General features: G+C 40.4%; 24 protein-coding genes. 13 read left to right on the forward strand and 11 right to left on the reverse strand.

Translation table 11 applies throughout. From position 1 onward, the window contains the following. Positions 1-94 precede the first annotated feature (94 nt). From ccoN to MED121_RS16940, 12 genes are all read left to right on the forward strand, one after another. Complete coding sequence (gene ccoN / locus MED121_RS16885; RefSeq protein ID WP_036180965.1) at positions 95-1,537, forward strand: cytochrome-c oxidase, cbb3-type subunit I; 1,443 nt, start codon at positions 95-97, stop codon at positions 1,535-1,537. Positions 1,538-1,548: 11 nt separating this feature from the next. After that, positions 1,549-2,151, forward strand: a complete 603-nt coding sequence (gene ccoO / locus MED121_RS16890) for a cytochrome-c oxidase, cbb3-type subunit II (RefSeq protein WP_009834956.1) — start codon at positions 1,549-1,551, stop codon at positions 2,149-2,151. Between the two features lie 9 nt (positions 2,152-2,160). Continuing rightward, positions 2,161-2,340 (forward strand): CcoQ/FixQ family Cbb3-type cytochrome c oxidase assembly chaperone, encoded by a 180-nt coding sequence (locus MED121_RS16895; protein WP_009834957.1) that lies wholly within the window; start codon positions 2,161-2,163, stop codon positions 2,338-2,340. Further along, the gene (ccoP, locus tag MED121_RS16900) at positions 2,337-3,236 is read left to right on the forward strand and encodes a cytochrome-c oxidase, cbb3-type subunit III (RefSeq protein ID WP_009834958.1); all 900 of its coding nucleotides are present in this window, start codon (positions 2,337-2,339) and stop codon (positions 3,234-3,236) included. The genes MED121_RS16895 and ccoP overlap by 4 nt, the downstream gene beginning before the upstream one ends. 104 nt (positions 3,237-3,340) lie before the next feature. Then, positions 3,341-4,747, forward strand: a complete 1,407-nt coding sequence (gene ccoG / locus MED121_RS16905) for a cytochrome c oxidase accessory protein CcoG (RefSeq protein WP_036180967.1) — start codon at positions 3,341-3,343, stop codon at positions 4,745-4,747. A 57-nt stretch (positions 4,748-4,804) separates the two neighbouring features. Beyond that, the gene (locus MED121_RS16910) at positions 4,805-5,281 is read left to right on the forward strand and encodes a FixH family protein (protein WP_131470997.1); all 477 of its coding nucleotides are present in this window, start codon (positions 4,805-4,807) and stop codon (positions 5,279-5,281) included. Continuing rightward, entirely contained in the window at positions 5,278-7,647 is a 2,370-nt protein-coding gene (locus MED121_RS16915) for a heavy metal translocating P-type ATPase (protein ID WP_009834961.1), read from the forward strand. Before MED121_RS16910 ends, MED121_RS16915 begins: the two co-directional genes overlap by 4 nt. Positions 7,648-7,662: 15 nt before the next feature. Next, positions 7,663-7,818, forward strand: a complete 156-nt coding sequence (gene ccoS, locus MED121_RS16920) for a cbb3-type cytochrome oxidase assembly protein CcoS (protein WP_009834963.1) — start codon at positions 7,663-7,665, stop codon at positions 7,816-7,818. Next, positions 7,815-8,501 (forward strand): sulfite exporter TauE/SafE family protein, encoded by a 687-nt coding sequence (locus tag MED121_RS16925; RefSeq protein ID WP_009834964.1) that lies wholly within the window; start codon positions 7,815-7,817, stop codon positions 8,499-8,501. The genes ccoS and MED121_RS16925 overlap by 4 nt, the downstream gene beginning before the upstream one ends. Positions 8,502-8,601: 100 nt before the next feature. Further along, positions 8,602-9,969: an oxygen-independent coproporphyrinogen III oxidase gene (gene hemN / locus MED121_RS16930; protein ID WP_009834965.1), complete on the forward strand. Its 1,368-nt coding sequence runs from the start codon at positions 8,602-8,604 to the stop codon at positions 9,967-9,969. Positions 9,970-9,998: 29 nt separating this feature from the next. Further along, the gene (fnr, locus tag MED121_RS16935; protein WP_009834966.1) at positions 9,999-10,760 is read left to right on the forward strand and encodes a fumarate/nitrate reduction transcriptional regulator Fnr; all 762 of its coding nucleotides are present in this window, start codon (positions 9,999-10,001) and stop codon (positions 10,758-10,760) included. Positions 10,761-10,781: 21 nt separating this feature from the next. Further along, positions 10,782-11,324, forward strand: a complete 543-nt coding sequence (locus tag MED121_RS16940; protein WP_009834967.1) for an adenine phosphoribosyltransferase — start codon at positions 10,782-10,784, stop codon at positions 11,322-11,324. 125 nt (positions 11,325-11,449) lie between these two features. Here the strand turns inward: MED121_RS16940 and MED121_RS23825 are convergent, their stop codons facing one another. The 5 genes from MED121_RS23825 to MED121_RS16960 all read right to left on the reverse strand — a co-directional run bounded on the left by MED121_RS23825 (position 11,450) and on the right by MED121_RS16960 (position 15,513). Beyond that, positions 11,450-12,001, reverse strand: coding sequence for a YfaZ family outer membrane protein (locus MED121_RS23825; protein ID WP_009834968.1), 552 nt, complete (start codon positions 11,999-12,001; stop codon positions 11,450-11,452). A gap of 9 nt (positions 12,002-12,010) precedes the next feature. Continuing rightward, a complete protein-coding gene (ttcA, locus tag MED121_RS16950) occupies positions 12,011-12,847 on the reverse strand; it encodes a tRNA 2-thiocytidine(32) synthetase TtcA (protein WP_036180970.1) in 837 nt (278 codons plus the stop codon). A gap of 168 nt (positions 12,848-13,015) precedes the next feature. Continuing rightward, positions 13,016-13,168 (reverse strand): hypothetical protein, encoded by a 153-nt coding sequence (locus tag MED121_RS24455; RefSeq protein ID WP_009834970.1) that lies wholly within the window; start codon positions 13,166-13,168, stop codon positions 13,016-13,018. A gap of 92 nt (positions 13,169-13,260) precedes the next feature. Continuing rightward, positions 13,261-13,737, reverse strand: a complete 477-nt coding sequence (locus tag MED121_RS16955; protein ID WP_009834971.1) for a SprT family zinc-dependent metalloprotease — start codon at positions 13,735-13,737, stop codon at positions 13,261-13,263. 30 nt (positions 13,738-13,767) lie between these two features. Further along, entirely contained in the window at positions 13,768-15,513 is a 1,746-nt protein-coding gene (locus tag MED121_RS16960) for a RecQ family ATP-dependent DNA helicase (RefSeq protein WP_131470998.1), read from the reverse strand. 74 nt (positions 15,514-15,587) lie between these two features. On the opposite strand from MED121_RS16960, the gene MED121_RS16965 reads away from it, so the two are divergent. Then, entirely contained in the window at positions 15,588-16,241 is a 654-nt protein-coding gene (locus tag MED121_RS16965) for a YecA family protein (protein WP_009834973.1), read from the forward strand. 33 nt (positions 16,242-16,274) lie between these two features. Here MED121_RS16965 and MED121_RS16970 read toward each other — a convergent pair whose 3' ends face one another. The 6 genes from MED121_RS16970 to MED121_RS16995 are packed head-to-tail and all read right to left on the reverse strand — an operon-like array spanning position 16,275 to position 23,540. Then, complete coding sequence (locus MED121_RS16970) at positions 16,275-17,417, reverse strand: fused response regulator/phosphatase (protein ID WP_165474628.1); 1,143 nt, start codon at positions 17,415-17,417, stop codon at positions 16,275-16,277. A gap of 14 nt (positions 17,418-17,431) precedes the next feature. Next, the gene (locus MED121_RS16975) at positions 17,432-17,734 is read right to left on the reverse strand and encodes an STAS domain-containing protein (protein WP_009834975.1); all 303 of its coding nucleotides are present in this window, start codon (positions 17,732-17,734) and stop codon (positions 17,432-17,434) included. A 23-nt stretch (positions 17,735-17,757) separates the two neighbouring features. Further along, positions 17,758-18,063 carry a BolA/IbaG family iron-sulfur metabolism protein gene (locus MED121_RS16980; protein WP_009834976.1) on the reverse strand — a complete coding sequence of 102 codons (306 nt, stop codon included), beginning with the start codon at positions 18,061-18,063 and terminating at the stop codon, positions 17,758-17,760. Positions 18,064-18,091: 28 nt separating this feature from the next. Continuing rightward, positions 18,092-21,505, reverse strand: a complete 3,414-nt coding sequence (locus MED121_RS16985; protein WP_009834977.1) for an SbcC/MukB-like Walker B domain-containing protein — start codon at positions 21,503-21,505, stop codon at positions 18,092-18,094. 8 nt (positions 21,506-21,513) lie between these two features. Continuing rightward, complete coding sequence (locus MED121_RS16990; RefSeq protein WP_009834978.1) at positions 21,514-22,152, reverse strand: DUF4194 domain-containing protein; 639 nt, start codon at positions 22,150-22,152, stop codon at positions 21,514-21,516. 2 nt (positions 22,153-22,154) lie between these two features. Then, the gene (locus tag MED121_RS16995) at positions 22,155-23,540 is read right to left on the reverse strand and encodes a Wadjet anti-phage system protein JetA family protein (RefSeq protein ID WP_009834979.1); all 1,386 of its coding nucleotides are present in this window, start codon (positions 23,538-23,540) and stop codon (positions 22,155-22,157) included. Positions 23,541-23,558 lie beyond the last annotated feature (18 nt).

The following is a 23,558-nucleotide window of genomic DNA, read 5'->3' on the forward strand; positions in this document are numbered from 1 at the left end:
TGATGCTTTAAAAGTTTGCCGTGAGATGTAACTTAATACGGGCATTTCATTTAATTACAAGGTCAATCACTCTTCGTGGATTGTGGAAGAAACTATGAGCACAGCTTTTGATCATCCAACCTACAACTATAGTGTGGTGCGTGCATTCACCATCATGACAGTCGTTTGGGGTGTCGTTGGCATGGGGTTAGGCGTTTTAATTGCGTCGCAACTCGTATGGCCAGACATTTTCGCAGGTATCGAATACCTTCACTTTGGTCGTTTACGACCGTTACACACTAACGCAGTAATCTTCGGATTCGGCGGTTGCGCACTTTTCGCGACATCTTATTTCGTCGTGCAAAGAACAACTCAAGCACGTATTTGGTCTGATACATTAGCAAGCTTCACATTCTGGGGCTGGCAAACTGTGATCGTTGCTGCTGCAATTACTCTTCCTCTAGGCTTTACTCAAGTTAAAGAATACGCAGAGCTAGAATGGCCAATTGATATTCTTATCACGCTTGTTTGGGTCGTTTATGCCATTGTTTTCTTTGGCACTATCATGAAGCGTAAGATGAAGCACATTTATGTTGCTAACTGGTTCTTTGGTGCCTTCATTGTCACTGTAGCAGTACTTCATATTTTTAATAGCTTATCTGTTACAGCAGGCTTATTTAAATCTTACTCTATTTACTCTGGCGCAATCGATGCCATGGTTCAATGGTGGTATGGTCACAATGCTGTAGGTTTCTTCTTAACCGCTGGCTTCCTAGGCATTATGTACTACTTCGTACCTAAGCAAACGGGTCGCCCTGTATTCTCCTACCGCTTATCAATTGTTCACTTCTGGGCTTTGATTTCGCTTTACATTTGGGCTGGACCTCACCACTTACACTACACAGCACTGCCTGAGTGGACACAAAGTGTTGGCATGGTTATGTCTTTGATCCTACTTGCACCTTCTTGGGGTGGTATGATCAATGGTGTAATGACACTATCTGGCGCTTGGCACAAACTTCGTACTGACCCTATCCTACGTTTCCTCGTTGTTTCATTGTCTTTCTATGGCATGTCTACCTTCGAAGGCCCGATGATGGCAATCAAAACGGTTAACGCATTATCTCATTATACTGACTGGACTATCGGTCACGTACATGCGGGTGCATTAGGCTGGGTTGCTATGGTAAGTATTGGTGCGGTTTATCACATGATGCCAGTAGTATTCGGCCGTAAAGCGGGCGAAATGCACTCAATCACACTGATTAACGTTCACTTCTGGTTAGCAACAATTGGTACTGTACTTTACATCGCATCTATGTGGGTAAACGGCATTATGCAAGGTCTAATGTGGCGTGCATTCAACCAAGACGGATCACTTGTATACAGCTTTGTTGAAGCCGTTGATGCAAGTAAGCCAGGTTGGACAGTACGTGTTATTGGTGGCGTCCTGTTCCTAACAGGTATGCTATTAATGGCAGTTAACACCTACCTTACTGTACGTGCTTGCAAGCAAGAACAAGAACTTGCTCATTCAACAAATACACAAGCAGCATAAGGGGCTTTTAAATGCGTCATGAAATAATCGAAAAGAACATAGGCCTTATGATTGCCCTAATCATCGTTGCGATCAGCTTCGGTGCTATGGTTGAAATCGTTCCTTTATTCTTTATGCAAAAGACAACACAACCTGTTGAGAATCTAAAGCCGTTAACAGCATTAGAGCTTGAAGGTCGTGACATTTACATTCGTGAAGGCTGTGTTGGTTGTCACACTCAAATGATTCGTCCATTTAGAGCTGAAACTGAACGCTACGGCCCTTATAGTGTTGCTGGTGAGTCTGTTTATGATCACCCACATTTATGGGGCTCAAAACGAACTGGTCCAGATTTAGCTCGAGTGGGTCAACGTTACAGTGACGAATGGCATCGTGCTCATTTGTACAATCCTCGTGATGTGGTACCTGAGTCAAATATGCCCGCCTTCCCTTGGTTGTTTAACAGCACCCTTGACGGCAATACTACGGCTGACAAAATGCTAGCTTTACGTTCTGTTGGCGTACCTTTTACTGACGAACAAATTACTACAGCGAAAGAAGACGTTCGTGGCAAACGTGAGATTGATGCGCTCGTTGCTTACTTGCAACAACTTGGCACAGTAATCAAACGCTAGGACTCAATTATGGACATTAATACGCTTAGAAGTATCGCAACAGTATTAGCCTTTATCGCTTTTATCGCTGTTACGTTATGGGCTTTCAGCAAAAGAAAAACAGGTGACTTCAACGAAGCCGCTAACCTTCCTTTTGATGAGGATGAAGATATGCCAAATAAGCAATCCGTGGAGAATAAACAAAAATGAATGAATTAACGCCCTTTTGGAGCGGCTGGATCATTGCCATTACGCTTGGCTCTATCTTTGGCTGCTACTGGTTGTTAGCAAGTGTTCGAAGCAACAAGAAACATGCAAACGGTGAAGTGCCAACCACTGGCCACGTTTACGATGGCATCGAAGAGCTTGACAATCCACTACCACGTTGGTGGTACTGGAAATTTGTAATCACTGTTGTGTTTGCTTTGGTATACCTAGCACTCTATCCAGGCCTTGGTAACTTTAAAGGCCTACTTGGTTGGACTCAGATCAACCAATATGAGCGCGAAGTCGCTAAAGCTGAGCAAGAATTTGGCCCTATGTTTGCTAAATACCAAAGCACAGATTTAGAAGAACTAAGCCAAGACGATAAGGCAATGCGCCTAGGTCAACGCCTTTTCTCAAATAACTGTGCAATTTGTCACGGCTCAGCAGCAACAGGTAGTTATGGTTTCCCTAACCTAACAGACAATGACTGGCTATATGGCGGCGCTACTGCTGACATCAAGCACTCTGTTATGAATGGCCGTATCGCAGCGATGCCAGCTTGGGGCGCAACCCTAGGCGAACAAGGCATTAATGAAACCGCTCAGTATGTTCTTAGCCTTTCTGGAAAAGAAACCAACCCTGAAGCAGCAGCTAAAGGTAAGGAAATCTTTGCCACTAACTGTGTCGCTTGTCACGGTCAAGATGGGGCAGGTAATAAGCTATTTGGCGCACCAAATCTAACCGATGATATTTGGTTATATGGCGGTTCTGAACAGCAAGTCATGCAAACATTACGTAATGGTCGCGCAGGTAAAATGCCAGCATGGAAAGATATTCTAGGCGAAGACAAAGCACACATTGTCTCTGCTTACGTTTATAGCCTTTCTCACCAAGAGTAATATCTAAGCGAGTGTGACACCATGTCACACTCGCTTTTCTCTCCTTTTCTGTATTATCCCCTCTATCGCACTATTCTATTAATCTGTTAACAGGATGAATGGCTATGAGTCAGCAGATCCCATTAAAAAACCTCGATGATGATGTGGTTGAATATGACCTCTATCAAAAACGCACAAAAATCTATACCCGCCGCATTCAAGGCTTCTTTCAATCTATAAGGACTAAGATTCTTTGGGTTTTGATGGCTGGTTATTTTTTGACACCTTGGATAAACCTCGGCGATAGACAAGCCGTCTTTTTTGACCTACCAAGCCGTCAATTTCACATCTTTAATGTTACTTATTGGCCACAAGATTTTGTTTTACTGGCTTGGCTCTTGATCATAGCGGCCTTCGCCCTCTTTCTTATGACAACACTCTTCGGCCGAGTTTGGTGTGGCTATACCTGCCCACAAACGGTTTGGACCTTAGTCTTTATGTGGATTGAAGAGAAAACGGAAGGTAACCGCAATCAACGCATAGCGCTTGATAAGCAACCTATGTCGCGCTCTAAATTCATCAAGAAGCTTAATAAGCACGGTCTCTGGGTTCTTTTTGCCGCCCTAACAGGCTTTAGCTTTGTGGGTTATTTCACCCCGGTTAGAGAACTCAGCATTGAAATGTTCACCTTAGAAGCTCACCCTTGGGCTTACTTTTGGATTGCTTTCTTTACTGGCGCCACTTACCTATTTGCAGGCTGGATGAGAGAACAAGTATGCTCATTCATGTGCCCTTACGCACGCTTTCAATCTGTCATGTTTGACACTAATACTTTAGTTATTTCATACGACGAAGTACGTGGCGAAAATCGTGGCAAGCGTAAACGTCGAGCCGATTTAGAAGCACTCAACCTAGGCGATTGCATCGATTGCAATCAATGTGTTCATGTCTGCCCTGCTGGAATTGATATTCGAGATGGCTTGCAAATACAATGTATTGGCTGCGCTTTATGCATTGATGCTTGCGATTCTGTTATGGAAAAAATGGATTACCCTAAAGGGTTAATCAGCTATACCACAGAAAACAGCTTAGAAGGCAAGAAAACAAAAGTTTGGCGACCAAAATCAATTGGTTATGCAATCGCACTCTTTATTATGGTTGCTAGCTTCGGATATATTGCAACAGATAGAGAAGCACTTGGATTAGATGTTTTAAAGGATAGAAATCGTCTATATAATACGACTCCAAGCGGCATGATTGAAAATATTTATACCATTAAAGTCATGAACATGGATCAATCAGATCACACCTTTAGATTAAAGGTTGAAGGATTAGATGGTCTTAAAGTGATTGGTCGCAAAAAGATTTATGTAACATCAGGCGAAGTTCGTTCAATTCCTCTTTCAATCCAGGTGCCACCACATGTATTGAAAGTACAAAAGAACAAGATCAGCTTCACAATCAGCTCAATAGATGAAGGGTTCGATGTGAGTAAAACCACAGAAAGCCGTTTTCTTGGGCCAGTAAATTAACGATATAAACACAAGGCACTCATTCATTGGGTGCCTTTAATAAGAGGTATATTTTACGTGACTCCCACTCCTTGGTACAAACAATTCTGGCCCTGGTTCGTTATCGCTATTCCGGTAAGCTCAATGCTGGTTGCTGTAGTACAAGTCTCTTATGCCTTAAACTCCCCTAACGACATGGTAGTGGACAATTATTATAAAGAAGGCCTTGGTATCAATACCGTGCTTGATAAGCGAACACTTGCGGGAGAGCTAAACATAAGCGGCTCTATTGTTATTGATAACACGACAGGCGAAGTCATCTTATCCAGCGAGAACGCACAGGCCGAAACACTTTCCCTTAATTTTTATAACTCAGCCATTTCAGATAAAGATTTTACCATTGAGTTAATTCGTATTGCCGAAAACCGTTATAGAGGCAACTTAACGAAATCTATTTCCGGTATTTGGAATCTGTATTTAGAATCAGAAGCCGGCTGGCAAGTTGGCGCTAGACTTAATCTATCCAAGTCTGATACCACTCAATTCACACCATGATCCTAAAGCCTTGCTATCATTGTGGTGAAGATGTTCCCCAAGATTTAAATATACAAAGCGAAATCGACAATAACACTGTCGATTTTTGCTGCTATGGCTGCCAAGCTATCGCCGAATTCATTAAAGGCGCTGACCTGAGCAGCTATTACCAGCACAGAACAGAAAAAGCTGAGAGCGCATTAGAGCATGATAAACTTGATAACAAGTTCTCGCTTATCAAAGACCCCGATCTCTACCCCCTTTATGTTTATATAGACAATGATACTCATCATATTCAGATGAGTTTAAAAGGCATGACCTGTGCTGCCTGCGCCTGGCTTATTGAGACCCGACTCAAACAACTTGAGGGCGTTTCAAGCATTCACATTAATCTCAGCACGTCACTTGCAACACTCGAATGGCAACCTGACACTCTTGATATCATTGAAATCACACAAGAAGTACAAAAACTGGGTTATCAAGCAACCCCCTATCGAGCTGATCAATCTGATTTAGATATAAAACAATCAAAAAAAACATCCATCATACGCTTAGGTATTGCCGGCGTGGGTATGATGCAAGTCATGATGAGCGCCATTGCCATCTATGCGGGCGACATGCAAGGCATGCATGATAACTTCAAACAATTATTGGGATGGGCTAGTTTTATTTTTGCCACACCGGTCGTACTCTACTCGGCTTTCCCTTTTTTTAAAGCCGCACTAAGAGACTTGAAAACGCGCCATTTCACTATGGATCTGCCCGTTTCTCTCGGTATTGGCCTTGCCTACATTTCAAGCGTTTATTCGATGATCACAGGGACAGGCCATGTTTATTTTGATTCTGTCACCATGTTCACCTTTTTCCTTTTACTTGGGCGTTTTTTAGAAGAAGCCGCCAGACATAAATCTCACTCCAATAATCGCAATCAACAAGAACTCTCCAGCGCATGGCTTATTCAAGATGGGCAAGCAACCGAAGTACCATTAAGCAAAATTTCAATTAATGATATTATCGCGATCAAATCTGGAGAGAATATTCCAGTTGATGGCGTTATTACCAAAGGTAACACAAGCGTTGACGAGTCTAGCCTTACAGGTGAATACCTTCCAACCAATAAAACCTTAGGACAAAGCGTTGTCGCGCAAACTATTAATGTCGAACAAAACATAGAAATTAGAGTAACAGCCATTGGCAAGCAAACAAGGGCTGCAGCAATTGAGCGCCTGACAGATAGAGCATTAGGCGAAAAGCCTAAAATAGCCAAGATTGCAGATAATGTCGCCCATTACTTTGTAATTTTGGTGCTTTTGTGCGCCAGTGCAACCTTTATCGGTTGGACACTCGCAGGTTCAGATGAAGCTTATTGGATCATGATTAGCGTTCTTGTTGTTACCTGCCCTTGCGCCCTTTCATTAGCCACTCCCGTTGCGCTAACCTCTGCCACTAACAAATTAAAAGATATTGGTTTATTAGTGACCCGAGGGCATGTGATTGAATCTCTTGCCCGTTGCAAACACATTGTTTTTGACAAAACCGGCACACTGACACATGGCCAATTTGAAATACACCAAGTAGTTTCAACTGATAAAGATGAAAGCCTTGCCATTGCCAGCGCCCTTGAGCTTGGCTCTATTCACCCCATTGCAAAAGCCTTTAACAAACACACTAAACATAAAGCCAAAGACATTCGAAATGTGACAGGCTTAGGTGTTGAAGGCATGATAGACAAGGCGAGATATCGACTTGGGAATGCAAACTTCATGTCTGACTGGGGCTACCAAGTAGATGAAAGTCATTTTGCAGGTCTTACTATCTATCTTGCAAAACAAGACGAAGGGATTATTGCCACCATACTATTACAAGATAGACTTAGGCCTAATTGCCAAACATCCATTCGTGACTTAAGGCAAGACAGCATCACCGTCAGCCTATTAACGGGCGACACACAAGACTCAGCAAATGCGGTACTGGATGAAAAAGAGTTTGATCATTTCAAATACCAAATGTCACCTGAAGATAAATGGCATTGGCTAAACTCACAAAGCAATAAATCCAATATACTAATGGTAGGTGATGGGCTTAATGATGTACCATCACTAGCCGGTGCAAACACTTCAATTGCTATGGCCTCAAGCTCAGACCTTGCCAAAATACATGCCGACGCCATTCTCATCAACAGCCAGATTAACACCATAAATCGCGCTATAAGATTGGCAAAAAAATGCCAGCGCATTATCAAACAAAATCTATTTTGGGCCGCAAGTTATAACACCATCATGCTTCCAGCAGCCATAATGGGTTATGTACCGGCTTGGGCAGCCGCAATTGGTATGGCATTAAGCTCACTACTTGTTGCGTTAAACGCCAGCCGTCTCTCAAAATAACGATCGGAGCCAATCATGGAAAGCTTATATTTACTCATCCCCATTGCTGCCTTATTCGTATTTATTGCAGTCGGTATTTTTACCTGGGCAGTTAAAAAAGATCAATTTGATGATTTAGACCGAGAAGGCCAACGCATTCTATTCGAAGAAGACGACAACGATAAAAAATGATTGACGCTTTTGATTTCATTACCGCATTTTTGATTGGACTTGCTGGCGCTGGACATTGCTTTGGTATGTGTGGCGGCATTATTAGTGCACTTTCATTTAATACAGAAAAGTCACAACACTTAAAAATTCAACTAACCTATAACGCTGGCCGCATAACAAGCTACACCTTCCTCACCTTGTTTTTTAGTTTCTTTTTTCAAACCTTTAGCAATTACTATGAAGATGCTGGCTATTATCTAAGAACACTGGCTGCCATCATTTTATTCTTAATGGGTCTATACCTCTTAAAAAAATCTCAGTTAATCATTAAGATTGAAAAAGTTGGCACGCTAATATGGCGCTTATTGTCACCTATTGCCAAAAGCCTACTACCAATAAAGAGTACAAAACATGCTTTCTTAGCGGGTTTTATTTGGGGCTGGCTACCTTGCGGCCTAGTGTACTCAAGCCTTATTTGGATTTCAGCAAGGGCCACACCTATTGAAGCCACTGTTTTGATGATTGGGTTTGGGCTAGGCACATTACCCGCTATGCTAGCGACAGGCATATTTAGCAACGGTCTAAAAGAAAATTGGAAGAAACTGCATCTCGACAAAATCAGTGGCAGTTTTATGCTTATTTATGCTTTATGGACCCTGCCTTATACTCAAAACTTGATACAGCTCAGCCTCACACTTTTTTAAGCATTTATTAGACCTGTCACAACAAAAAGCCTGACATATATCAATTTTCATTATTCCCAAGCAGTTAAAATACTATAAGAATTTTTAATAGGACACTTAAATGCTCTGGAATACACAACTAATCCAAAAATATAATATTTCTGGTCCTAGATACACCTCATACCCTACAGCCCCACAATTTGATGCAAATATCAGCAAACTTTCACTCATTGAAAAAATGCTAATGCCGTCAAATAAACCCCTGAGTCTTTATTTTCACATCCCCTATTGCGCCAAGCTTTGTTACTACTGCGCATGTAACAAAGTCATTTCGTCTAACTATAAAAAAGGGGATGAATACCTAGAGCTCTTAATTGAAGAAATACGCTTGAAGTCACTCATGATCAGTGAAGACAGGGAAGTTCGCCAACTTCACTTTGGTGGAGGCACTCCAACATTTTTATCTCTTAGCGCCTTTAGCAAACTGATGAATTATTTAAAGCAAAACTTTAACATGCTTGATAATGATGAAGGCGAATACTCTATTGAAGTAGACCCAAGAGAAATTGACCAAGATAAACTTGAAGGTTTAAGAGAATTAGGATTCAACCGTCTAAGCTTTGGCATCCAAGACTTCAATAAGCGCGTTCAAACCACGATTAATCGCGTACAAAGCTATGAGCTTATCAAAAGCCTAATGATAAAAAGTCGTGAGCTGCGCTATCAATCTATTAATTTTGACCTTATCTATGGCTTGCCTTACCAAACCCAAGAGGGCTTCACAAAGACACTTAATCAGGTTATTGAGCTTAGTCCAGATCGTATATCTGTCTTCAACTATGCTCATTTACCAAAGCGTTTCGCCTCTCAAAGACTCATTCCAGAGGCACAATTACCGGATAGCCACACGAAACTTGGCATTTTGAAGTTATGCATTGAAATGCTGACCAATGCAGGTTATCAGTATATTGGCATGGATCATTTTGCAAAACCAAATGACTCATTAGCCAAAGCTCAAAATCAAGGAGAACTTAAACGAAACTTTCAAGGATACACCACGCATTCAAATTGTGACCTCATTGCTTTTGGCACATCAGCAATTAGCCAAATTGGTCACACATATGTACAAAACCATACAGCTACGAAAGATTACCGCAAAAGCATAGAAAATGGTCAATTAGCGATTATGAAGGGATACGTAAGTAATCGTGATGACCAAATAAGACATAGAGTTATTATGTCTTTAATTTGCAACTTCGAATTAGACACAAGCGAAATAGAGAGTGAGTTTGGTATCGTATTTAAAACATACTTTAAAAATGAGCTCATTGCGCTTCAAAAACTCGAAAAAGACGGCATCCTAACCCTTGATGGTGAGTCTAGACTTATGATCAAGGTAACAGATCCCGGCAAACTTTTAATTCGATGCATTTGCATGACTTTTGATAGATATTTAAACAACGTCATTTCATACTCTAAAGTAATTTAGAAACATAGATCAAGTTCAGGGAGATCAATATGTCTTTAGCTCTTAATAACGCTCGCTTCAACAGTAAGCTCACATCACAATGCCAAAATTGCAGTTTAAGCGCTTTATGCTTACCAATTTCACTCGCGGATGATGATGTGAACCGCTTAGATCAGATCATTGAACGCAAAAAACCCCTAAAAAAAGGCGACATTTTATTCCGCCAAGGGGACGAATTTGAATCGGTTTACGCCGTTCGAACAGGCACCCTTAAAACCTTTAACATTACCAATTCAGGTGAAGAACAAATTACAGGTTTTTACTGCCCAAGTGAACTATTAGGCCTTAGCGGTATTGATAAAAATGTTTACCCAGTTTCTGCAAAAGCCTTAGAAACAACGACAGTATGCGAAATACCATTCTCTAACTTAGAACAGCTTTCTGAGCAAATCCCAACATTAAAACATCAATTATTCAAAGTGATGAGCCGCAAAATTTGTGACGACCAACAAATGATGGTTCTTCTGGGTAAGAAAAATGCTGACGAGAAAGTAGCTTCACTTCTACTGAATTTGAGCGCAAGATTTAAAAAGCGAGGCTATTCAGCCACCTCATTTAGACTGGCCATGTCTCGTGGTGAAATTGGCAATTATCTAGGACTAGCAGTAGAAACAGTTAGCCGTGTTATTACTCGTTTCCAGAAGAATGGCATGATCCAAGTAGACGGAAAAGAAATCAGCATCATAGACCTAGATCAGATGCAAAAATTAATCGGCATGTCTGAAGATTGTGATAAAATCGAAAGCATTTGACAAATAACACAAGGCGATACAATGCTTTACGACGATTTTTACATAAAATCTTTAATCCAAACCGTTGAAGACTGGCCTAAAAAAGGCATCAGCTTTAGGGATATTACCCCTATCTTCTCAGACCCAAAGGGTTTGAGAATGGTAGTAGATGCCTATATTCACAGATACATTGACAAAGAAATCAGCCATATTGCCTGCATAGATGCTCGTGGCTTTTTAATTGCCTCAGTACTGGCTTATGAGCTACAAAAACCGCTAATTTTGGTTCGTAAAAAGGGTAAATTGCCAGGCGCAACGATTTCTCAAAAGTATGCCCTTGAATATGGGGAAGCTGAACTTGAGATTCAAGAAGGTGCCGTCAAGGAAGGTGATCAAGTATTGTTATTTGATGATCTTATTGCGACCGGCGGTACATTATGCGCAGCAATAAGCTTATTACAATCACAGGGCGCGAGCATTATGGAAGTTTCTGCCATTATTGATCTACCGGATCTAAAGGGCAGTCAGATCATTAGCGACCTGCAAATCCCTGTATATAGTCTATGTGCCTTCGAAGGCGAATAACGAAGATTCAAGCGTTGACTTGAGCATAAAAAAAACCGCGATAAAATCGCGGTTTTTTTTATCTAGAGCAATCAAGCCAATACATTGCCGTTAAAGCAATTCAACTTCTGCCACTATTTTTGCCCCTAGAAGTAAGCAGACACCCCAAAATTGATACCTTCATCAAGAGTATATTTATCTCTGTAATCTGCAAATTCAGTTTTCACAATGCTATAGCTCACATAAACTCTTGCATTGCGCGTCGCTGAATACTCTGCCCTGAAATCTGCTTCATGCTGTCTCTTTATATCGCCATATGAAAACAAGCTTGGGTAGTAATAACCAGAACCATATAAGCTCACACGATTTGCTTGAGGCAGAATATAACGATAGTAGCCACCAAAACCTAATGCATAGCCTGAATCACCAGCACCAAGGTCGCCTTCTACCGCTCTTGCACGAATACCAACACCTACTTCAATTGGGTCCGCTTTATCGACTATCATTGCACCAACATAACCAGATTTACCACCATCTGAAAGATATAAGGCACCAGCCTCAATTTCAAAAGGCTCAATACTTAAAGATGCATTAAACTTAGCCGTCGTATCAGACATGGTACCAGACACACTAGATGCATTTGCACCTAGGCTTAATAAACCAAGCGTTAAACCAATTGCATACTTATTAAAGCTCATCAATATATCCTATAGTGAAATTATATTTAATTTATCTAATGCATCAGGGCTTATAGATAAATCTTTAAAATCAAATAAATTTGTATCAGCCATGTGTGATGGTACAACATTCTGCATACTAGTAAAGAGGGTATCAGTTCGACCAGGGTATTCTTTATCCCATTGTTGCAACATACCTTTTACGACCTGTCGCTGCAAATTCTCTTGAGAGCCACACAAATTACACGGAATGATGGGGTACTCTTTCATGACAGAAAAGGCTTCAATGTCCTTTTCTTTACAATAAGCCAGAGGCCTAATCACCATATGGCGGCCATCATCACTCAATAACTTAGGTGGCATTGACTTAATTTTTCCGCCAAAAAACATATTTAAAAACAAGGTTTCCAATATGTCATCCCTATGGTGCCCTAAAGCAATTTTTGTCGCACCAATTTCATCAGCAAAACCATATAAAGAGCCTCGTCTTAAACGAGAACAAAGACCACATGTTGTCTTACCTTCAGGAACAAGCTCCTTAACAATACTATAAGTATCACGCTCTAGAATATGATAATCCACACCAATTGAAGAGAGATACTCAGGCAATATATGCTCAGGAAATCCAGGCTGCTTCTGATCTAAATTAACGGCAACAATACTAAAATCGATAGGTGCACTGGCTTGCAAATTCCTCAGAATTTCAAGCATGGTATAGGAGTCTTTACCACCCGATAAACAAACCATAACTTTATCGCCCTCTTCAATCATATTGAAGTCAGCAATTGCTTGTCCTGTCAGTCTACGTAGTCTTTTTTGCAGTTTATTTAATTCTGTTTTGTCTTTGGGTCGCGTTGATAAATCCATTGCCATTTTCACATAATTTTAAATAGCTGCATTCTACAACAGTACTCAATGCGTCGCATCTAAATATTGCATTTGAATCGTTTTTCTGAGGGTTTATAAATAGTAGCGTTATGAATTTAAAAGACGAGGAAGTGATGAGAGGGCAATGAATATTACCCCCTTTTAATACTAGGCTTGCTTATTAATCCCTAAAGAATCAATGATGACGGCAGCAGCAATAACAGCCAGCATAGCAGGGACTATCATAGGCGCTATATGTGCCATAACTGCAGTTGCTAAACCCATAGCAAAACCTGCAAAAAGCTTAAGTGTGTTGTTCATATCATCTCCAATCCAACATAGCGATAAAATTTTCAAAGATGATACCTTAATATTGATTCATATCAAATTATTATCTTGGAATTTTGATTGAGTTATTTTTGTTTTAAGACGCTAAGACAGTTTCGGCATTGATATTTCATTCCCTTTAATACTTTATTGTGTCGACGTATGGTTAAGCTATGTTCAGAGCAGTCACACAGATATAAGAATTCTTTCCCACTCCTGACCACATCAAAATTATGTGTGCGCTCTGCTTTCACGCCAAACACATATTCCATGACAAACTTCCACTCCTTACCATGTGGTTTTACCCCTTTACCATAATGTTGGTAAACAAAAATATGGGCAACTTCATGGGGAACAACAGTTCGAATAAAACCTTGGGGATCTTGCTCATACATAGCCTGATTAAACCTGACCTCATGACGCTGTAAATAAGCAGTCCCCGCTGCACTTCCTCTCTGATTTAAAGCAATTTTTGGCGGTTTAATACTAGATTTAAAGTAACGGTTTGCCATTAAAGTACAAGCATTCACCTTTTCTTTAATAGCACTAGCAAAATCTTCCATTCTTTAAACCTATTAACTTAACCAAACCAACTAATCTAGGGATGCAACATAAACAGGCGGCTCAAACTTTTTGATCAGGTGAATGGCGATACCGGTTAACCTACTCATAGCGGCAAAGGACTTAGGCTGATGTCTAACAATCAGATCGAGTTGCTTAGATGAGAAACTGATGCCTTCACATTCAAGGTGCCAGGAAAAAAGCTGCTTTTTATAGTCTTCAAACGGGGCAACATCATGGTTGGGAACATAGGTATCTTCTTGCAAAATCACCTGGGTTTTAGAGGTCAATAACGCTTTCGCTTTTTCTAACATCAACAACTGAAAAGGCATAAATTGATAAATCGCAATATACTGATGGGAAATCAGATACCTAACCAAACTTTTCCACATTACTTCATTTATCTCTTGGCCTTTTGCAAAAAGCTTCATTTCCTGCCCTCTCACCTCTTTCACGGCCTTAGTCGTTTTACCAAGCAGAATTTGAATCATGACACTTATTGTTAAAGTGCCTTTTGTCTTATGCAACAGCGATAAAAACTTTTGCGCGGCAATTGTTAAGTTATGCTCTTTTTTCTTAGCTAAGCAGCGATCGCAATTACCACAATCTTCTATTTTTTCGCCGAAGTAATTGAGCATAAGACGTCTTCTACACCCTCTTCCTTCAAGGATACGAATGAAATCATATGTTCTTGCCTGATCATCTACAGAAGCAAGATTCACTTCCATTTCAAACTGCAACAAGGTCAATACATCTTGCAAACCGTACAGGAGCAGCGCTTTCGCTTTTAAGCCATCACGGCCCGCTCGACCTATTTCTTGATAATAACTCTCAAGACTATTAGGTAAATCCATATGCACGACATAACGTACTGCATTAAAATCAAGCCCCATGCCAAACGCAGACGTGGCCACCATAACGACACCACTTTGCTCAGTAAACACCTTCATATTTGCAGCTTTATCTTGCTCTGAAATATTGGCATGAAAGAAAAGGCTTTTAATACCTTGGCTATTTAACCAAGCACTTAAGGTTTCTACTTTTTTTCTAGAGCGACAATAAACAATGCCGGACTCACCATAACACTGGGATAAAATGAAATTTAGCAGTTGCTTCTTGGCTAATTTTTTTTGAGAAATATTAATTTCTATATTTTCACGATTAAAACTGTGCTGCAGTACTTTAGGTTCATGCAAAGAGAGCGAATTAATTATTTGTTTTTGTGTTTTTGCATCAGCACTGCCACTCATAGCAACAATTGGCACCGCACCAAACTCTTCTCTTATCTTTCCCAAACTACCGTATTCTGGTCTAAAGCCTTCCCCCCATTGGGCAATACAATGGGCTTCATCTATCGCAACAAAAGCCACTGCAGAATGCTGTAATATCCCCATTACCGAAGGTTGCAATAACTTCTCAGGCGACAAAAACAATAAATCGATGGATTTTCGCCTCAGCCCCATTGCCAAATCATCCTGCTCACCAGGATTTAAGGTAGAGTTCAAAAACTCAGCTCTTACCCCCATACTTTTGAGCTTCTCTACTTGCTGTGACATCAAGGCTAACAATGGACAAACAATCACAGCCACCCCCTCTAACCTTAATGCAGATAACTGATAGACGAGTGACTTCCCCCCTCCAGTTGGTGAGATTAAAAGTAGATCTTGCCCATTAACTAGGGTTTCTATTGCCTCCTGTTGAAGCGGAAGAAAGTCTTGATGACCAAATTGAGACAGTAATTCTTTAATGCGTTCCATAGACAAAGGATTATCTAACAAAGTCACCCATTACGCATCGATTTTCAAACTTCTTTTCTATAAAATGTTGCACAAGATTTTTTTAGGAATTAAACATGTCACATCAACCTCTTGATGATTTTGAACTTGAAACATTAGAAGACTTTCTTGAGTCAGAACAAGTTCATGAAGAATGCCAAAATTTTATAATGGCCCATGGCTTTTTGACAGCGCTAAGCATTTGCCCAGCTGACAACTTACCCGCCAATTGGAAAGACATTATTTTTGAACAAGAACCTAATTTTCAAGATAAGAAACAAGCGACTAAGATCACAGGTCTACTTGACCGTTTACTGTTAGATATTCAAAAAGAACTTGAATCTGAAGATGAATTTCTCGTTCCTTGCGAATTAGTACTTGCAGAAAGTCAAGACGAATTAAGTGAGTTACAAGAATGGGCTTCTGGCTTCATGGAAGGAGTGTTTCTAACAGAAAGATACTGGTTTGAAACAGATAAAGAAGATGTGATTGCAGAGTTATTACTGCCATTTATGGTAGCTTCAGACCTATTTGAAGATGAGGAAGTTAGCCAAATTAAAAGCAATCAAAAACTTACTCAGTCATGCATAGAGCAAATACCTGAAGTAGTGACCGATCTATATTTAACCTTGCGAACAGAACCTGAGAAAAAGCAGCATAAGCCAGCAAGCAAACACAAAGGCAATAAAAACAAGAAGAAATCTACAAACAGCAAAGCTAAAAAGAAATAATACTGGGTGGCTAACTAACCATTAGCCACCTAACTAAGCTTTTACAGACAAGAGAGTAATATCATCTAATTGCTCTGCATCACCCTGAAAAGTAACAAGTTGATCGACAATATTTGCTTGAAACACACCAATTTCTGCATGATCACTTTGCTGAGACAACATATTGATAAATTTCTCATCACCCAACATATTACCATCATCATTATTCATTTCTAATACACCATCAGAAGCCACAACGACTTTTGCACCCGCTTTTAATTTCACCTGAGTGACTGTGTCCTCAAACTCCTCTCGGTCAAGAATACCAAGGGGCATATGCTTTGAACGAATACTCTGCATGTCAATTTCACCTTCACGAACAATAAAGGCGTGAGGCATGCCACCACCCCAATATTCCAACATACCGTCTGTATTCAACAGAATAATATAGGCAGCACAAAACATATAATCAGGTAAAATATCAATTAATATACTATTAAAGTGATGGGCTATTTCGGCAACACTTGAATTTTCGCTAGCCGCTTTAAAAAAGGCCTGAGTGAGAGGTAACGCACCGATAGAAGCGGGTAATCCATGTCCTGTAAAGTCGCCGATAAACAAGAGCAGTCCATTATCAGCTCGGCGCTTAATCAGAGCAATATCGCCATTAAAACTTGTTGCTGCTAAACGTGTAACAGCAACCTTTTCATCTTCATCTTCACTTCTATCCATAGCATGAGCCAACACCTGATGTGCCATTCTATGTTCACGCTCTATCATGCTTTGAAAGTAAATGAGATCGCGATTTTTTTGGAAGGTTTCCTTACTGAATAAGACATTTCTTAAATGGGTACTTAATCGAGTATTAAACAAAATATCATTAAAAGGCTTGGCTAAAAAGTCATCTGCACCCGCTTGAATACACGCATTCATGGTTGCATCATCTGACTTAAAAGTAATAACCATAATAGGAATAATCCTATCATTGGCTGCCTCTTTGAGTTGTCTAATCAATTTAATACCATCGCCATTGGATGATAATACCTCGAGTGAAACTAGGTCAGGCTGCCATTCATTAAAAATATTGAAGGCCTCATCCATTGAGGCTGCCGTTCTAGTCTGAAGACCTCGTGCGGACGCACAAGTTGAAATGATATCTCTATATATCTCTTCATTATCAACAACCAGTAGCTTCATGCTATTTGAATCCATTAGGTTATTATGAACCTTTTATCAAAACGGGAAATCATTAAAATATTGCGAATAAAGGCATTGGAGTTTGCTATGACTATGTCTGTTTCACTCGACACAGAATTACGCATACTTAACAGCATCCCTAAAGCAGCACTATCTAAGTATTCAACAGCCTGCATATCAACTATTAACTCTTGATATCCTGTTAGGTAATCTGAGTAAGCGGCTCGAAAATCGTTAAACAACGAAAAATCAAAACTCCCAACCACTCTGATACCCACTCTGTGTGAGTTTTGTTCAACTGTTACAGTTATGCTCATATCTTTAACAAACGACTAATTGTCTATTCGCCTCCATGGCATTTAGGTGATAGTGGCGCACTGCTCTGGCGAGACTGCCACTCTTCTACGGTATAAAGATGTAAAGCAAGCGCATGGATTAAATCCATTTGCTTAGCCAACAGCTTATAAATCATCTGGTGCCTTTGCACTAACCTTTTACCAGCAAAATCATCACTCACAAGCGTAAGCTTAAAATGCGACTCACTGCCTTCAGGCACATTATGCATATAACTTTCATTCTTAACATTAAGAAAATCTATATTAAACTCTTCTGTAACACTTTGTAAGATTTGTTGCTCAATAATCATGAAAATACTCAAAATATCGTAACATTTATTAACTTAAGGCTAAGTTTTCTGTTTGTCCTGTCAATAATTGGCGCCCCTTAGACTTTGGGTACGAAACATCTAAAGAAACAGCGCCGCCCTCTCGCCACACACTGATAATGGTATCCATGTTTGCCGCCATCACAGCGCGTTTATCATCTGGCGCTGCGGCAATAACCTGTAAACCGATATCTTTCATAAAGCCCATACAGGTTGATGTTTTTGCCATATCAATTTTGTTAAAGGCTTCATCAAACATGGCTAAGGAAAAACCACCTACGATTTCACCTTCAGTGGTTTCATGTAAACGGTATGTTGTAGACAGCGCTGCAGCAATGGCTAAGTAGAAAGGTATTTGGTGCTCACCACCTGACCCGGTTTGGATTCGCTGGCTTAAGGTTGTTTTCTTATTACCTTCTTGATCTAATATATCAACTTCAAAGTTATAGAACTTACGATAATCAGCCAAGTCCTGTTGCTTATCCTCATTACTGATTAGATCATGAATGGATTCAATGGCTTTTGCGTGCTCAGAATTCTCTGCACTGGCAGGATCAAATAAACCACCCACATTTGCCTGATCTTGGCTACTAAAACGCTCAACCAAATCAAGAATATCCTTCATGTCACCATTTGCGTAGTAACGGAACTGATAGACTTCAGCATTGAATGGACGTCGCTTCAAACTATGGTTAAGTTCACGAATGATATGCGCAACCTGATCCAATGAATCCTTAAGTTTGGAGACATAATCACTTCTAAAGGTTTCTTCCGCTTCTTTACGGGCCAATTCTGCACGTTTTGCATAACGCGCTAATTCGGTTTCAGAAAGCACTTTTACTTGATGGTGGATATAGTTTTCAAACTCTTCAAAGCGAGACTCAAGGTAATCAAGTTGAATATCAGAATCGATATCAGCATTATGGTATTTAGCATAATGATCGGCGACTTCTTTACGAACTTTTTGATCAAAGTTTCGCGCTTTTTCTTGCGCTTTCTCAGCTCGGCTCATGGCCTCTTTATAAATGGCCGCACCATTAACCATACTGGATTCAAGTAATTCGTAGCGCTCACTGGCAAATTCAGCCTGATAGAACGCATGATTTTTTAGACGTGTTCTATCTTCATCTAGATTAGATAAAGCAGCACTCAATTGCGCCTTTTGAGTATTCAAACTACCGTACTGTTCTGCAATTTGCTGCCTTTCACGATCAAGCTTCTTCTGCTCAAGTTCTACCTGAGCAATTCGCGCCTTCAAGCTTTCAATTTTATCTTGTAGCTCAGTATCATCTTTTTGTTGTAACAAATGGATTTCAGCATCAATTTCGGCAATATCATGGGATTGTTTATTTAGCGCATTACTATGGGCTGTTAGTTTATCCACATCAATTTGATGATTAGCAGCGACACGACTTAATAGGGTGTCTGCTTTCTCAAGTCGCTGGTCTGTTTGTAACAGGTCCATCAATTCAGCGCTTAATGTTTGCAGTTGAGTTTCTCGTGATTGGCGCATTCCATCGGTATTAATACCCACCATCATGTGAGGTGTAAAACGAATCGTAGAGATGGTACCTGACAGTTTCAACATACCATCATAAGTCATTGCACTGTCTTCGCGCAGCAATTGACGCTCGGTATCGACTGGCTTTATCCCGCCAAGACGACGATTTAGATAAGCTTGAGCATGATCATTATTACAACGAATATATTGCAACAATGAACTTCTGTCGCCTCTATTCAACCAAAGGCGAGTTTGTGTTGTATCAATAACACGACAACCCATTAACTGCTTACGGTGAGCTCGAAAGACTCGAATCGCCTCTTCCGCATCTTCTGGATTAACAATCAAAGCTTCTCTTTGTTGCCCCAAATACCCTTCAATCGCATCTTGCCATTTGTGATCAGTAACTTCAGCTAAATGACTTAACGGCGTTGCCTCAATACCTGTTTGCTTCAACAAAGAAATAAGCTTTTTGGTATTACCTGATAAAGGACTGGTTCCGCCCTTTAACGAAGAAACATCGGATTCGAGTTGCTTGCAATCGTCCTTGAGATTCAAAATCGTACGATTAAGCTCAGAACGTTGCCTGAATAGTTCTGTTTTCTCTCTATCCAGTAAATTAGACAAATCAGCAAGTACTTTATCAAAATGATGAGATTCTGTGTCTAACTGCCCTTCTTCACTGATTTTTTTATGCAAGTCACCCGCTCTTGCTGACAAGGCCAGTAACTCATTAGACAAAAGATCCTCGTAGTCATAAAGAGACGCTAGAATAATCAGCATCTGTTTACACTGAAGTAAGCTTTTTTTATCTTGTTGTCCTTGTAGATCTAACAGTTTGCGGCTTTGCTCTAATTGCTGGAGTTTTAAACCCACATCAGAATGCTCATATTGTTGCTCAAGCCTAACTAGCTGACCCTGTAACTGCTTGGCTAATTCATTATGAGTATCCAGCTCTAAGTTAATCTCATCATCACGCTCTTGATGAGTTTCATATTTATCTTGGATCTCATCTTGCTTACTACCAAGTTCATCAAAACGTGCTTCAGTGGCTACCCACTGATAATTGATGTTCGCTTTTTCTTGTTGGCGTTTCTTATCACAATCGAGTGCAATTAAATTAAGGTCATCAATGCGCTTAGCAACTTCTTGGGTTTTGTTCTCAAGCTGTCGATATTCATTTAAAGATTTTTGATAAGCACTGACCTGTAACGGTTGCTCAGCTAATACAAAATCTTGAACAAATCGTGTTGGTGAAGCGATGGGGACAAACTTTAACGCATTTTTAAAGTTTTTAAGAAAGCCATCCAGCGTAATCAGTTGATCAGCACTTGGGCTTAACTCTTCCAAATAACGATTAATATATTGTGTTGCTGATGCACTACCAGATTTGATAAAAGGATCTAAACACACCTTCTTCATGGCTTCACGCACATCAAGCCAAGGTTTCGCTTTAAAGCTTCGTCCTTCTAACTCCTCAATAAAGTCACCTTTTACCACCCCATAATTGGATAGCACAAAACGACCCAATACATCTTCTTCAGGTGAGGCTAAAGACGCAGAAAGACTCAAACCTATGGTAGATTCTTTACCCGTATTTGTATCAGTAAATACCAGCCCTAAGTAACTGACGGCATCTTGCCTAGGCCCTGTCCCAAAGACTTTTGCATTCTGCTGGCCCGAATCAATCATACCCAAAATGTAAGAACGAATACTACGGCCACTCGCCTTCCCATCATTGGCACTGGCGTTGTAGTTTAAGTGGCGTTTACTTGCCCCTGTTAAGACGGTTTGTATTGCATCAAGTAAGGAGGATTTACCTGAGCCTGTTGGCCCAATAATCGCGGTATTTCCACGAATTTCTATCTCTTCTGCACCAAGTAGATACCAATTAACCAATACAATTCTGCTAAGTTTTTTCATTTTTGGTCCTACTCTTCGCTGGCAGTATCTAGTTGAATCGCGTCGTCTTGATCTTCATCTTGTTCAGCATCAGAACCATTAAATGATTCTAGTTGCCTTAAATAGGCTTCTGTCACAACAAGACGCACAACTGGCGTAATATGGATAGCAAGATTCTTGCTGTCCTCATCGTATGCCTTTCCTTTGATCAGCACACCATGACGACTTAAAAGGGTTAATATGTCTTTAAAACGTGTTTCAGTCGGAATTTCACGCTTCACTAACTGGACAAAGCGCTCTAAAACAGCATGAGTATTAGAAGCAACAAAACCATTATCCACTTCAAAGTTTTCAATTTTCTCTTCGTATATCTGCCTTAACACTAACAGAAATAAGGTTTCATCTGTTTTTAGCCTCACAAACGCCTCTCTTTCGACAGGCAAAAGTCCAAGTAATCTCTCGTTCTCATTCACATAAAGCTTCATGCCTAAGGCATCAAACACAACAGAAAAATAATGCTGATAGGTTTCTATCAGAAGAAAGTACTTACGCTGTCCATGCTTATACGCACTGACAAATTGATGTGACAATAAATAGTTCGCAGCTTGCTGAAACTCCTGTACATCCTTCCCAGATTCTTCAACAACTCTTTTTAATTCTTTTAACATCTCTATCTCCTGCGAACCACAACAAATTCACGACATTCTACAAACTGATGAACATCGAGATAGCGGTCACTAAATTTCACTTCAAAGTCTTTTTCTATGATCTTCGCATTCACACCTAAAGAGCCGACATAACGCAAATGGTCAAAACACACAAAATCTTCTACCGAATCAATACTAAAACTTTTAATATGCTTCTCAGACTCATTGTTCATTTGCCGCTGTAAGTAGCTTTGCAATTTCGCCACAGTTACCTGCCTTGCCTCATGAAAACGTCTTTGTGCATCTCGAATTTGAATCGCTTGCTCGGAAACGCTGGCCGGCGTTACCACTCTAGGGGCAGGCGGCTCACGACGTCGACTCGGCGTCGCAGCTGATTCCATCCCTAAGACTTTGACCCCGACAACTTGTTTAAGCACTGGTAAATTGTCAAAACGTGCAACATTGGTAATAACATTCGCAATTTTGCTTGCCATACCAGGCCTAGAGCTATCCATATAACGCGCTGTGTCGGCAGCACGCTTCTCCAGACGGTAACGGTATTCGTCAATACGCTCTAGCCTTTGTTCAATATTGTTAAAGGTTTGCAGTATGGCTCGACAGTCTTGTTCTACCAAGGCTTGCGCTTTTTCAATTGGGATCAGTTGTTGCTCACTATAACATTGTGAAATAGCGTATAAAGCATCATCATTCGCGAGAAAGTTTTGGACCAGTTCTAAAATCTGTCGTCTAAAACGAAAGGGATTGTTGCTGGTTTTAAGGGTTTTATAATCCGCAATTAAAATCCCTTCTACAAAGAGCTCAAAAAAGCCAGAAACAATTGCTTTTGGATCTCGGCTGGCAAACAAGTCCCTTTGAAGAGATCGAATACCTAGCAAAATCTGATTCAAATGAGCAGAAAAGTCTCGTGCTGCTGCCGCGGCTTGGTTCAAAGTCACGCCACGCTCTAGTGGTGCCAGCGCAACTGATTCCAAATTACTTAATATACTGAGTACTGTGGCACCATAGTTACGCTTACCATGACGACTAATTTCCACTAACGACTTTAACAACATGGAAATTTGCGGTGTCATCAAAACACTCACTCTATATAACTCTTGTTCTTCCACAAGCCAGCCTGTATTCACCAGTCTATGGTAAATACGAAGAGCATAATCATGGATAGTTTTCGGCGATTCAAATGATTCTTTTTGATCCTCTTGCCAAGACAAGATATCCACTTTATGAAGACTATCTTCAATCGCTTCTATAATGGTCGATTTGTCTTTGATAGGGTCTTCAGCATAATCATAAAACACATCAGAAAGGTCAAACAGCACCGCCTCAACTAGCTGCTTATTTGAGCCACTAAGGGCTTGAAAAATCTCATCGGGTAGATGCTTGAATAGCATATATTAAGATACCTGCTT

The sequence above is a fragment of the Marinomonas sp. MED121 genome (assembly GCF_000153025.1).
Taxonomy (GTDB): domain Bacteria; phylum Pseudomonadota; class Gammaproteobacteria; order Pseudomonadales; family Marinomonadaceae; genus Marinomonas.